Source organism: Noviherbaspirillum sp. (assembly GCF_036563305.1).
In the GTDB taxonomy this organism is placed as follows: Bacteria; Pseudomonadota; Gammaproteobacteria; order Burkholderiales; family Burkholderiaceae_D; genus Noviherbaspirillum.
This window is the reverse complement of record NZ_DATCMQ010000016.1, coordinates 18,564-30,793: the sequence shown is the minus strand read 5'-3', so window position 1 is coordinate 30,793 and position 12,230 is coordinate 18,564. Positions and strand designations below refer to the sequence as shown.

Sequence of the window (12,230 nt, the reverse complement as noted above, 5' to 3'; positions counted from 1 at the left end):
AATAAAAAACGCGGCCGGAGCCGCGTTTTTTTTATGCCTGCACAGTCAGGCGGAGAACGAGGAGCCGCAGCCGCAGGTCGTCGTCGCGTTCGGATTCTTGATCACGAACTGGGCGCCCTCCAGATCATCCTTGTAGTCGATCTCCGCGCCGACCAGGTACTGGTAGCTCATCGAGTCGATCAGCAACTGGACGCCATTCTTCGACATCGTCGTGTCGTCTTCGTTGACGATTTCGTCAAAGGTAAATCCATACTGAAAGCCGGAGCAGCCACCGCCCTGGACGAATACACGTAGTTTCAGGTCGGGGTTGCCCTCTTCGGCGATCAGTTCGGCGACTTTCGAGGCGGCACTGTCGGTGAAGACAATCGGGTCAGGCATTTCGGTGACAGCATTCATTTGGGACTCCAGCAAAGGTCGTTTGAACGATTATAGACCGGCTGCGGATTTCACGTGTTCGCAAGCGCCAGCTTGAGCACCGGCTCGCCGGCCTGGTCGTGCGTCAGTTTTCCGGACACCAATGCACCGCCGTGCATTTCCAGTGCCTTGTAGTGCACGTCTCCGGTTATGCGGGCACGCGGCTGCAATTCAAGGAGTTCGGACGAATGAACCGGACCGACGATCTCCCCGTTGACAACCAGGTGGGCGACGCGCACTTCCCCTTCGACCCGCGCGTGCTCGGAGATGACCAGCATGCTCGGCTCTTCGCCGTCCGCAACCACATTCCCCTTGACCCGGCCGTCGATGCGCAGGCCGCCCTGGAAGTGCACGTTGCCTTCAATGTTCGTAGAGATACCGATCAGACTGTCGATCGTGCCTTTGCTTTTTCGGCCTAACATGGCGACCCTCCTTTACAAATTTGCGGATAACTGCGCCCGCAACTGCCCCTTCTCAAGCACCCTCGCCTGGACCGAACGGGCGGTTACGCCATCGGGCAGGGTGAGGACGCCCTCTACCCTTTGATAATGCCTGAAGCTCAAGACGTACTTTTGTTGCTCCGCAGGGCTTCTGTCAGGAAAGGTCATCATAGCATTTTTGCCGTCCTGGATAGCCGATACCAGCAGTTGTAAATTGCCGGAAAACAACTGCGCGCCATTTCCGCCTTGCATGACAAGCAAGCGATAGCGAAGCTGGTTCGGGGCGACTGCGTCCACTTTCAGGCGCCGTATCGCTATGCCCTGCGGGCCTGTGGCGTTCGGCAGCAGGCTTTCGAAGAACGCAAGATCCTCCTTCAGACGAACATTTTCGGACTCCAGGACCTTGATCTGGGCAGCGAGCTGCTTTTGGGCCGCCCGCTCCATGTTCAGCTGGCTTTCGGCCGCGTTGGCGCTCGTCGACAGCTTGTCACGCTCGACGGTCAGCGCCTCGACCTGCTCCCTGTATTGCTCCGCCGCCGCGCCCGTCGCCGCACTGCCGGAGCCGGTGTTCCCAAGCTGTCCGAAGCTCCATGCACCCGCGGCGCCGACGGCGGCGGCCAGCAGCATTGCCAGCATGCGCTTCGTCCAGGACGTCTGCGCCTTGATCGTGAGTTTTGGCGAGGAAGGCGCCCGTCGTCGCCGGGGAGTCTTTGCCCTTCCCTGCACGGGAGGCATGGACTTCATCATCGAACGCAACCTGTCAAGGCAGGACCGGAACCTGCATCAGTCCGGTGCTTTCGTTCAGTCCGAACATGATATTCATGCACTGCACGCCCTGCCCCGCCGCCCCCTTCACCAGGTTGTCCTCAACGACCAGTATCACCAGCAGGTCGCCGCCTTCCGGGCGGTGAACCGCAATCCTCAGCTTGTTCGACGCCCTGACGGAACGGGTCTCCGGATGACTTCCGGGCGGCATGACATCGACGAACGGCTCGCCCTCGAAATGCTTCTCGTACAAGGCCTGGAAGTCAGTTTCGCGCGCCTCTGGAAGGATGGTCGCGTAGAGGGTCGAATGTATGCCGCGAATCATCGGCACCAGGTGCGGCACGAACGTCAGCCCGATCTTGCGGCCGGCAATCGCCTGCAGGCCCTGCGTCGTCTCCGGCAAGTGCCTGTGCCCTTTCACGCCGTATGCCTTGAAGTTGTCGGCGGCCTCCGCAAGCAGCGTGTGCACCTCCGCCTTGCGGCCAGCGCCCGAAACGCCCGACTTGCAGTCCGCAATGAGCGAGCCTTCATTTACCAGCGGCTTGCCCTGGGCGAGAAGCGGCGCATAGCCGAGTTGCATCGAGGTCGGATAGCAGCCCGGCAGACCGATGATGCGCGCCTTCCTGATTGCTTCGCGGTTAACCTCGGGCAGGCCGTACACGGCCTCCTCCAGGATATCCGGGCAGCTGTGCGGCATGCCATACCATTTTTCGAACTGGGCGGTGTCCTTGATCCGGAAATCCGCAGCAAGGTCAATCACCTTCACTCCCGCAGCCAGCAGTTCCGGCGCCTGGGCCATCGCAACACCGTGTGGCGTCGCGAAGAACACGACGTCGCATTCCTTCAGGTTAGCCTTGTCGGGAGAGGAGAATGCGAGCGACACATGACCGCGTAGCGACGGATACATGTCGGCGACAGGCAGGCCGTCTTCCTTGCGCGAGGTGATGGCAGTCAGCTGCACCTCGGGGTGGGCGGCGAGCAACCGCAGCAATTCGACACCCGTGTATCCGGTGCCACCAACGATTCCGACTTTGATCATGTCGCGTCCTTGCCTGTATGTTCGTGATTCGATCGTGAAATTCTAACAGCGCATTGCATCTGACATCAGCAGCAGCACTTGGAAAGCAAAAAGCCGCCAGGCGCGAACCTGGCGGCTTTTCGGTGCTCTGAAAACGCAGATTAGCGCTTGGAGAACTGTTTTGCGCGGCGTGCTTTGCGCAGGCCGACCTTCTTACGCTCGACCTCACGCGCATCGCGCGTCACGAAACCTGCCTTGGCCAGTTCCGGCTTCAGGCCTGCATCGTAGTCGATCAGTGCGCGGGTGATGCCGTGACGCACCGCGCCGGCCTGGCCCGACTCACCGCCGCCATGCACGTTGACCATGATGTCGAAGCGCTCGACATTGCCGGTCAGCTCGAGCGGCTGGCGAATGACCATGAGACCGGTTTCGCGCGAAAAGTATTCCGCCGCGGGCTTGCCGTTCACGACGATGTTGCCGCTGCCGGCCTTGATGAAAACGCGCGCAACTGCACTCTTGCGACGGCCGGTTCCGTAGTTGTAGTTACCGATCATGTCCGTTCCTTAGATTTCGAGAGGCGTGGGTTGCTGTGCGCTGTGCGGATGGGTAGCGTCCGCATACACCTTCAGCTTCTTGATCATGGCATAGCCGAGGGGACCCTTGGGGAGCATGCCCTTGACAGCCTTTTCCAAGGCACGGCCCGGGAAGCGCTGCTGCATCTTCAGGAAGTTCGTTTCGTAGATACCGCCCGGATAGGTCGAATGGCGGTAGTACATCTTGCCCGTTGCCTTGTTGCCGGTCACGCGCAGCTTGCCTGCGTTGATGACGACAATGTAGTCGCCGGTGTCGACGTGCGGAGTGAACTCGGGTTTGTGCTTGCCGCGCAGTCGGCGTGCCACTTCGCTGGCAACACGTCCGAGGACCTTGTCCGTTGCGTCAATCACGAACCACGCGCGCTTCACCTCATGGGCTTTGGCGGAGAAGGTTTTCATGTGATGTCCTAATAATGAAAAAAACGCTCAATTTGGCGGTTCGGCCTCCGATCGAAGCCGACACATCCTTGTTGTCTTTCCCTGAGCTGGAGGAAAGCCCGAAAGTATAGCCTTTTCAAAGACTTGGCGTCAAACACATGATGAACGCCGGAAGTGCAGGCAAAAAAAACCCGAAGACAGGCTTCGGGTTCAAATCCACACCATCAGGAGGGTGGAGGAGACAATCGGTAGGTCGCGAGTTGGCGACCAGCAAAAAAAGTGTAGTCAATTTTATTGTGCAACGCAAGAAAAACTGCGCCATTCCGTATGTAGAAGAGGAATTGGAAGCAAGTTGAGATAAAAAAGTGATAAGTGCCTGCGGTTTTCCACATCATGAAAATTTTCTTCGTGGAGCAAAATGCGGGCACCCCAATGTGTCGCTCGCCCAACAGTTAAAATAGGCGCCTCATATCACAGCGAGAAAAACATGGAATGCACAGTACGTTGGGCCGGGACGACCGGCATGACATTCTTGGCCGAGACCGGGTCCGGGCATATGCTGACCATGGACGGCGCCATCGAGGGAGGCGGGAGGAATCTCGCTCCTAGGCCGATGGAGGTAGTCCTGGCGGGCACCGGCGGATGTACTGCCTATGACGTTGTTCTCATTCTCCGCAAGAGCCAGCAGGACGTGCGCGGCTGCGACGTCACTTTGAAATCAGAGCGGGCTGAGAAGGACCCGAAGGTATTCACCAAGGTGCACTTCCACTTCACGGTCCGCGGGCGCAATCTGAAACCCGGGCTCGTCGAGCGCGCAATCAAGCTATCCCATGAGAAGTACTGCTCCGCCTCCATCATGCTGGAGAAGACAGCGGAACTGACGCACTCTTTCGAGATCGTCGACGACCTCGAATCCGAAACCGCGACCCAGTAACTCTGCGGTCGCCGTAACCTGGCAGTCGCCTAAATATAATAGGCGGCTGACGTCATGACCTTTGCCATGGCGCGCATGCCCATTTTGACCGGCGCGGGCATTGGGTCCGCCCCCAGCGCCTGCGCATCCGATCCATGGACGATTTCGTCGGTCCGCATCTGCTCGACGATGGCGCGTGATTTCTCATCGTTCTCGGGCAGCCTTTCTAAATGGCTTGCGAGGTGGGCTTCGACCTGTCGCTCCGTCTCGACGACGAAGCCGAGGCTTCGCGCATCCCCGGCCTTTGCAGCGATCATCCCCGTCAAATAGGCACCCGCATACCAGAACGGGTTCAGAACACTGGTGCGCGATCCCAGTTCGGAAATGCGCTCGGCGGTCCACGCGAGGTGATCCTCTTCCTCGCGGCCGGCCTCCCGGAACTGACGACGTAGTGCTTCCGTCCGGGCGAAGCGAGACTGTGCGTCGTACAGGGCCTGGGCGCACACTTCACCGACATGGTTCACGCGCATCAACCCCGCACTATGCCGGCGCTCGACATCGCTGAGCTGGGTGCCCGGCAGTTTGGCTGCGGGATTCGGTCTCGACGCACGTGCCACACCACTCACGACCCGTAGCAGTCTGTCGAATCCAGAAATCAGATCATCCACTTCTTTGCCACCTCGGTAATCTTCGGGCCGGCACGCACGGCCGACCAAATATCAGAAACACAATAAAAAGTCGACGGCGCAAAGTGAAACTGTTGTCGACATTGCATCAACTCCTTGGAACATGTTGTTACATAACCACACAAACCTTTGCCAAACCGCAGGTTCGCCAAATTCTCTTTGCCCTGCACAGCCACTTTTGTTGAAATCGCTAGTAGCTTCTTGATCAGAAAGGTTTGGAAGTCGCGGCAAGTGCAAGCGCTAGAACTTGCGCACTGCCGAAGTATGAAGCAATACCAAAAATCTAGCATGCCAACCCTTGGAGACCTAATCAATGAAAAAATCGCTTCTCGCACTGGCAGTTCTCGGTGCATTTGCAGCTTCCGCACAAGCCCAGACCAACGTCACCATCTACGGTTCGTTCGACGGCGGCGTTCGCTGGGTTAACAACGCCAACGCAGCAGGCGAAAGCAACGTTACGATGGGCAGCAACGGCCAGTTCAACCGTAACCGTATCGGCTTCAAAGGCGTCGAGGATCTGGGTGGCGGTCTGAACGCTCACTTCACGCTCGAATCCGGCTGGAACACCGGCACCGGCGCGCTCGACAACGCTGCCAACCGCCTGTTCAACCGTTCGGCATTCGTCGGTATCGGCGGTTCCTGGGGCTCCCTCGACTTCGGTCGTCAGTACTCCGTGAACTTCAAGACGATTGGCCTGTACGATCCGTTCAGCTACAAGTTCACCAGCCTGGTTCCGCTGGCTGGTATCGGCGGCCTGACCTGGGTGAACAACGACGTCCAGTACACCGGCAACTTCGGCCCGATCACCGCGCGCGCTTCGTGGGCGTTCGGCGAAACCCCGGGTGACAACACTGCGGGCGCAAGCCGCGCTCTGGGCGTTGGTTACACCGGCGGCCCGATCTCCGCAGGCGCGGCTTACACCGTCACCACGTCCGTTACTGACGTCGACACCAAGGTCTCGACCGTCGGTGGTGCATACAACTTCGGCGCATTCCGCGTCGCAGCCGGCTTTGCCCGCACTGACACCGAAGGCGCAGCTGGCGCCGAGATCGATGACGCATGGGTGGGCGGCAGCTTCAACGTGTCGCCGGCAGTTCAGCTGACCGCTGGCTACTACCGTACCAAGTCCGATGCAGCAGGCGACCCCCGTCGCAATACCTACATCGTTGGCGCAACGTACGCGCTGTCGAAGCGTACCAATCTGTACTTCGACATCGACCACAGCCGCTTCTCGGGTGGCAATCCGGTCATCTACGGCGTGACGCTGCCGGCCGCTGCAACCGAAGACCGCGTTACCGGTGTTTCGATCGGTGTGAACCACCTGTTCTAATCGTCGCGGAATCAGGCTTTCTGATTCTTGCTAGCACGACAAGAAGGCCCGTGAGAACGGGCCTTTTTTTTCGTGCACGGTCCTCGCCCCTCGCAAGGGCGCCAGTAACAAGATGTTATTTATTCGACAATAGATTAAGATGTTCTCGTTGTAGTAACACCACAAAAGGGCCGCATCCAGCAGCAAATGGCAAATTCTCTTTGTCGTCCCCCCCGATATTTGATGAAATAGCCACCAGCTTCTTGATTAAATGATTAAGAGGCCATGTTTCCTGGCAACGACGTAACCCACGTCTGCTGCCGAAACACTAACAAAAACTTAGCTCGATAAACCTTTGGGGATTATTCAATGAAAAAATCGCTTCTCGCGCTCGCAGTGCTCGGCGCCTTCGCTGGTGCAGCTTCCGCGCAATCCAGCGTGACCATCTACGGTGTCGCAGACGTCGGCATCGAGCGCTTCGACAACGACGGCGCTGCTGGCGCAACCTGGGGCCTGACCAGCGGCAACCAGTCCGGCAGCCGTATCGGCTTCCGTGGCACCGAAGATCTGGGTGGCGGTCTGAAGGCGAACTTCGTGCTGGAAAACGGCTTCAACATTGACACCGGTACGCTCGGCCAAGGTGGCCGTCTGTTCGGTCGTCAAGCATGGGTTGGCCTGAGCGGCGGCTTCGGTGCAGTCAAGTTCGGTCGTCAAATGACCCCGATCTTCGTTGCACACGACACGATCGACCCGATGGGCACCGGCCTGAGCGGCGCTGGCAGCGGCATGTCCGCAGTGTTCAACCCGTACGGCGTCCGCATGGACAACACCGTCAACTACTCGTTCTCCGCAGCGGGTTTCTCGGCTGAAGCTGCATACGGCTTCGGCGAAGTTGCCGGCGCAACCTCCGCTGGCCGCCAGATCGGCCTGGGTGCAAGCTACGCTAACGGCCCGCTGACCGTTGTCGCTGCTTACCACGACGCACAAGACCCGATCGCTGCTAGCGATGCTGATGCTCGCACCTTCTTCGTCGGTGGCGCATTCGACTTCCGCGTGGCGAAGCTGCACGCAGCTTACGGTGACAACCGTGGCGACACCGCTGCTGGCGCAACCGGCATCCGTAGCCGTGACTACATGCTCGGCGTGAGCGCACCGGTCGGCGCAGGTACGATCTCCGCATCGTACATCCGTCGCGACGAGCGCCTGGTTGCTGACGCAGACGGCGACTACTGGGCAATCGCTTACGTTCACAGCCTGTCCAAGCGTACCAACCTGTACACCTCGTACTCCGTCATCAAGAACGACGACGCAGGCAACGTTGGTGGCTTCGCTGCTGGCCCTGGCGGCGACGTGAGCTGGTTCAACGTCGGTATCCGTCACCGCTTCTAATCACATGCAGGCTTAGGCCTGCTGTGAGTAGCAAGACGACCAAAAGGCACCTTCGGGTGCCTTTTCTCTTTTTTGCATCAAAATCTCGTAAAGCACCCGCCGCCTGTAGGTCCTGGCGACGCGTACCCCTTCGGTGGTTTCGTTAGGAGCGGGGGCGTGCGCGGAGCGGTCGGAATACGGTTGGATCCGCGTAGAAGGCCTCGTCCTGATGCTCCCACCAACCAGGCACCCCCAGTACCGGTAAGGGGGTGAAGCGGGAAGTATCCAGCGTCCCGTGCAGATCCCCTGCCGTGGACAGGTCGAGCATGCTCAGCTGATCAGGCGCCGGCTGCGAGAAGAATGCGTCGTCAACGATCGGCCAAGCATGGGCAGTGATGGACTTGTATGGCGTGACCAGCTTCTCAAGCAGCGCATGGCCGAACAGTACTACTTCGCAGCCGGCCGCAAAACGTGCTCGCTGCCCAACAAAGACCTCGAACCATCGGTGCGCCCGCAGAGCCGCCAGCAGCCCGGGATCACGGACGACGAGGACGGCCGCATTCTCGTCGAAAAGAGTCGCCGCATCCCTTACCCGGCCACGCCGCGAAGTCGGGCGGTTCGCTGCCTGCTCGAGCTCGGCGGCCTGCCGTGCATTGAGCTGCACCTTGGTACGCGGGAACGTCAGCCAGACGAGCGCATTGAAGAAGTCGTGCAGGTTTTCCCGTGTTGGCACCTGACCGGTCTCCGCAATGTAGGCTTCATAGGATACCCCTTCGGGCAGGCTGGACTGGGGGACGAAGCGGACCTGCAAGCCGCGGCTGTTCCGGATGCCTGCGGCCCGCGCGTTGGCGCAGCCACGCCAGTCGGCAGCCGCCGCAAGCACGCAGCCGAGCTCACGGTACGGTGCAAGCCAGGGGCGGCTCCAGTCGATGCGCTGCAGGAAATCGGCGCCCATGCGGGCATCTCCTGGAATCAGTAGACTTTCCAGCCGATGGATTCGCCGCCATTCAGAGGAACCACGCTCGCGTCTCCAAGCGGTAGTTCAACCGGAACAGTCCATGTTTCCCGTTTCAATGTGATGGTACCGGCGTTGCGTGCCAATCCGTAGAAAGCGGGTCCATGGAAGCTGGCGAAAGCTTCCAGCTTGTCGATTGCGCCGGCCTGGTCGAATGCCTGTGCATACAATTCCATCGCATGGAGCGCCGTGTAGCATCCTGCGCAGCCGCACGCATGCTCCTTGAGACCCTTTGCGTGTGGCGCCGAATCAGTACCGAGGAAGAACCGCGGGCTGCCGGAAGTGGCGGCGCGGACCAGCGCGAGGCGGTGCTCCTCCCGCTTCAGCACCGGCAGGCAGTAGTAGTGTGGCCGGATGCCGCCCCGGAAGATCTCGTTGCGGTTGTACAGCAGATGATGCGCGGTCAGGGTCGCCGCGACCGGTCCTTCGGCCTCGGCGACATACTGCGCAGCTTCACGCGTCGTGATGTGTTCGAAAACCACTTTCAGCGCCGGCATGTCGCGGCGCAGCGGCTGCATCACGCGGTCGATGAAAACCGCCTCGCGGTCGAAAATGTCGATCGCCGGGTCGGTTACCTCGCCGTGCACAAGAAAAGGCATGCCGAGGTCCTGCATCACCTCCAGGGTCTTGTAGCACTTCGAGAGCGCCGTCACCCCGGCGTCCGAATTCGTCGTTGCGCCGGCCGGATACAGCTTCACTGCGTGGACAACGCCGCTGTCCCGCGCGCGACGAATCTCGTCGGGTGGCGTGTTGTCTGTCAGGTAAAGCGTCATCAGCGGCTCGAAGTCGGCTCCTGCCGGCAAGGCGTCAAGGATGCGATCGCGGTAGCTCACCGCCTGTGCGGTGGTGGTGACGGGGGGCCTGAGATTGGGCATGACGATGGCGCGGCCGAACTGGCGCGCGCTGTGCGGCAGGACGCTGGCGAGGACGGCGCCGTCGCGCAGGTGCAGGTGCCAATCGTCGGGGCGGGTGATGGTGAGGGTTTCGGCTTGCGTGGACATGGAGTATTCCCGTTGGAAGCCGCTATTTTACCTGCGTCGCGAAGGGCGGCGCGCCAAAGAAAAAGCCGCCCCCGCGGAAACGGGGGCGGCTCCTGGTACGGCGGCGATCAGTGGGTGATGATCTTGGAAAGGAAATCGCGGGCGCGATCCGAACGCGGCGAACCGAAGAACTCGTCCTTCGAGCAGTCCTCGACGATGTAGCCCTTGTCCATGAACACGACGCGGTTGGCCACCTTGCGCGCGAAACCCATCTCGTGCGTGACGACCATCATCGTCATGCCGTCGTGTGCCAGCCCCACCATCACATCGAGTACCTCGTTGATCATTTCGGGATCAAGTGCGGACGTCGGCTCATCGAACAGCATGGCGATCGGGTCCATCGACAGCGCGCGCGCAATGGCGACGCGCTGCTGCTGGCCGCCGGAAAGCTGCCCCGGGAACTTGTCCTTCTGCGAGAGCAGGCCGACGCGGTCCAGGTACTTCAGCCCTTTTTCGGTCGCTTCCTCCTCGCTGCGGCCAAGCACCTTCACTTGGCCCAGGGTCAGGTTCTTGCGAATCGACAGGTGCGGAAACAGTTCGAAGTTCTGGAATACCATGCCGATATTCGAACGGAGCTTCGGAAGATCGGTCTTTGGATCGCCGACCGACACGTTGTTAACCAGGATTTCGCCCTTCTGGAAGGGTTCGAGACCGTTGACGGTCTTGATCAAGGTCGATTTGCCCGAACCGGAAGGACCGCAGACGACGACCACTTCGCCCTTCTTCACATTCGTCGTGCAGTCGGTCAAGACCTGGAAGCTCCCGTACCACTTGCTGACGTTTTTGATTTCAATCATTTCCTTATCCTTAGCGAATGATGGCGATGCGTTTCTGCAGGCGCTTGACCAGGGTAGACAGCGTGAAGCACAACGCAAAATAGACGATTGCGACAAACAGGTACATCTCGACCACGCGGCTGTCGCGCTGCGCGATCTTGACCGAGGCGCCGACGAAGTCCGTGACGTTCAGCAGCGACACCAGCGAGACGTCCTGGAACAGAACGATGGTCTGGGTCAGCAGGATCGGCAACATGTTGCGGAACGCCTGAGGAAGGATCACGAGCTGCATCGACTGCCGGTAGTTCAGACCAATTGCATACGCCGCGCCGACCTGCCCCTTGGAGATGCTCTGGATACCCGCACGCATGATCTCGCAGAAGTACGCTGCTTCGAACATGATAAACGTGATGTAGGCAGAGCGGTCCGCGCCGAGCTGTATCGGGCGCTCGCTTCCCGTCACGGCCTGCAGTACGACCGGAACCAGGAAATAGAACCAGAAGATCACAAGCAGCAGCGGAATCGAACGCATCACGTTCACGTAGGCCGCCGCGAGCGACGACAGTACCTTGAAGCGCGAAAGCCGCGCCATCGCCAGCAACGTGCCGAAGATCGTGCCGCCGACGGCGGCAACCACGGTCAGCTGCAGCGTGTATTGCAGGCCGGTCAGCAGATAGGGCCAGGTACGGCCGATGACGTCGAAATCGAGATCGCCCATCATTTGCCTCCTGCGATGTATCCGGGCACCGCCACGCGGCGCTCGATAAAGGCCATCACGCGGTTTGCGGTCATGGCGATGATGATATAGACGAGCGTTGCCGCAGCAAAGGCTTCAAAGTAGCGGAACGTCATCTCGCCCATCTCGCGCGTACGGAAGAAGAGCTCGACGAGTCCGATCGAATAGGCGACTGCCGTATTCTTGATCAGGTTCATCACCTCCGAGGTGAGGGGCGGGATAATGATCCGGTAAGCCATCGGCAACAGCACGAACCGGTAGGTCTGGATCTGTGTCAGGCCGAGTGCATAGCCGGCATTGCGCTGGCCGCGGGACAGCGACTGGATGCCCGAGCGGACCTGTTCGGCGACGCGGGCGGAAGTGAAGAAGCCCAGGCAGACGACGGCCGTGACGAACTGGTGTTGCGTCGGATCGAGGGTGGTGACCCAAGCCTTGACCGCGGGGATGATGCCCGGGATGACAAAGTACCAGACGAAAAACTGTACGATCAGCGGAATGTTGCGGAACAGCTCGACGTAGGCATTGCCGAGGCGGACCAGCCAGGGCTTGTCGGTGGTGCGGGCGACGCCGATGATGGAACCGAGCACGAAGGCCATGATCCACGCGAGAGCCGCGGTGCTTAGTGTCCAGCCCAGGCCGTCCAGCAGCGACGCCATCCAGGTGCCGTCGCCATCGGGAATCTCTTCAAGGAATATCCCCAGGTTCATTTGTGTTTCTCCCAGCTTGCGCCGCCCTTTCGACGGCGCCGGATCGCGCGGCCGGTCATTTTTCAATCGGCC

The 12,230-nt window shown here is 60.0% G+C and carries 16 protein-coding genes; 4 read left to right on the top strand and 12 right to left on the bottom strand.

Annotated elements, in window-relative coordinates; all coding sequences use genetic code 11:
• Positions 1-45: 45 nt before the first annotated feature.
• The 6 genes from erpA to rplM all read right to left on the bottom strand — a co-directional run bounded on the left by erpA (position 46) and on the right by rplM (position 3,629).
• Positions 46-396 (bottom strand): iron-sulfur cluster insertion protein ErpA, encoded by a 351-nt coding sequence (gene erpA / locus VIM12_RS16540; RefSeq protein WP_331942770.1) that lies wholly within the window; start codon positions 394-396, stop codon positions 46-48.
• Positions 397-446: 50 nt separating this feature from the next.
• Positions 447-836, bottom strand: a complete 390-nt coding sequence (locus VIM12_RS16535; RefSeq protein ID WP_331942769.1) for a polymer-forming cytoskeletal protein — start codon at positions 834-836, stop codon at positions 447-449.
• A 12-nt stretch (positions 837-848) separates the two neighbouring features.
• Entirely contained in the window at positions 849-1,490 is a 642-nt protein-coding gene (locus VIM12_RS16530; protein ID WP_331942768.1) for a DUF6776 family protein, read from the bottom strand.
• 124 nt (positions 1,491-1,614) lie between these two features.
• On the bottom strand, positions 1,615-2,658 hold the full coding sequence (gene argC / locus VIM12_RS16525; RefSeq protein WP_331942767.1) for an N-acetyl-gamma-glutamyl-phosphate reductase: 1,044 nt from the start codon (positions 2,656-2,658) through the stop codon (positions 1,615-1,617).
• A 140-nt stretch (positions 2,659-2,798) separates the two neighbouring features.
• The gene (gene rpsI, locus VIM12_RS16520; protein ID WP_135088272.1) at positions 2,799-3,191 is read right to left on the bottom strand and encodes a 30S ribosomal protein S9; all 393 of its coding nucleotides are present in this window, start codon (positions 3,189-3,191) and stop codon (positions 2,799-2,801) included.
• Positions 3,192-3,200: 9 nt separating this feature from the next.
• Positions 3,201-3,629, bottom strand: coding sequence for a 50S ribosomal protein L13 (gene rplM, locus VIM12_RS16515; protein ID WP_331942766.1), 429 nt, complete (start codon positions 3,627-3,629; stop codon positions 3,201-3,203).
• A gap of 137 nt (positions 3,630-3,766) precedes the next feature.
• On the opposite strand from rplM, the gene VIM12_RS16510 reads away from it, so the two are divergent.
• Both VIM12_RS16510 and VIM12_RS16505 read left to right on the top strand, forming a co-directional pair.
• Positions 3,767-3,964: a hypothetical protein gene (locus VIM12_RS16510; protein ID WP_331942765.1), complete on the top strand. Its 198-nt coding sequence runs from the start codon at positions 3,767-3,769 to the stop codon at positions 3,962-3,964.
• A gap of 131 nt (positions 3,965-4,095) precedes the next feature.
• A complete protein-coding gene (locus VIM12_RS16505; protein WP_331942764.1) occupies positions 4,096-4,542 on the top strand; it encodes an OsmC family protein in 447 nt (148 codons plus the stop codon).
• A 29-nt stretch (positions 4,543-4,571) separates the two neighbouring features.
• Here the strand turns inward: VIM12_RS16505 and coq7 are convergent, their stop codons facing one another.
• On the bottom strand, positions 4,572-5,180 hold the full coding sequence (coq7, locus tag VIM12_RS16500) for a 2-polyprenyl-3-methyl-6-methoxy-1,4-benzoquinone monooxygenase (protein WP_331943850.1): 609 nt from the start codon (positions 5,178-5,180) through the stop codon (positions 4,572-4,574).
• 340 nt (positions 5,181-5,520) lie between these two features.
• On the opposite strand from coq7, the gene VIM12_RS16495 reads away from it, so the two are divergent.
• A complete protein-coding gene (locus tag VIM12_RS16495) occupies positions 5,521-6,537 on the top strand; it encodes a porin (protein WP_331942763.1) in 1,017 nt (338 codons plus the stop codon).
• Positions 6,538-6,885: 348 nt separating this feature from the next.
• Positions 6,886-7,905 (top strand): porin, encoded by a 1,020-nt coding sequence (locus VIM12_RS16490; RefSeq protein ID WP_331942762.1) that lies wholly within the window; start codon positions 6,886-6,888, stop codon positions 7,903-7,905.
• 142 nt (positions 7,906-8,047) lie between these two features.
• Here VIM12_RS16490 and VIM12_RS16485 read toward each other — a convergent pair whose 3' ends face one another.
• From VIM12_RS16485 to VIM12_RS16465, 5 genes are all read right to left on the bottom strand, one after another.
• Positions 8,048-8,839 (bottom strand): DUF3025 domain-containing protein, encoded by a 792-nt coding sequence (locus tag VIM12_RS16485; RefSeq protein WP_331942761.1) that lies wholly within the window; start codon positions 8,837-8,839, stop codon positions 8,048-8,050.
• 17 nt (positions 8,840-8,856) lie between these two features.
• Positions 8,857-9,900, bottom strand: coding sequence for a dihydroorotase (gene pyrC, locus VIM12_RS16480; protein WP_331942760.1), 1,044 nt, complete (start codon positions 9,898-9,900; stop codon positions 8,857-8,859).
• 107 nt (positions 9,901-10,007) lie between these two features.
• Positions 10,008-10,736: an amino acid ABC transporter ATP-binding protein gene (locus tag VIM12_RS16475; RefSeq protein ID WP_331942759.1), complete on the bottom strand. Its 729-nt coding sequence runs from the start codon at positions 10,734-10,736 to the stop codon at positions 10,008-10,010.
• A 10-nt stretch (positions 10,737-10,746) separates the two neighbouring features.
• Positions 10,747-11,433 (bottom strand): amino acid ABC transporter permease, encoded by a 687-nt coding sequence (locus VIM12_RS16470; protein WP_331943848.1) that lies wholly within the window; start codon positions 11,431-11,433, stop codon positions 10,747-10,749.
• Positions 11,433-12,158 (bottom strand): amino acid ABC transporter permease, encoded by a 726-nt coding sequence (locus tag VIM12_RS16465; RefSeq protein WP_331943846.1) that lies wholly within the window; start codon positions 12,156-12,158, stop codon positions 11,433-11,435. The genes VIM12_RS16470 and VIM12_RS16465 overlap by 1 nt, the downstream gene beginning before the upstream one ends.
• Between the last annotated feature and the right edge of the window lie 72 nt (positions 12,159-12,230).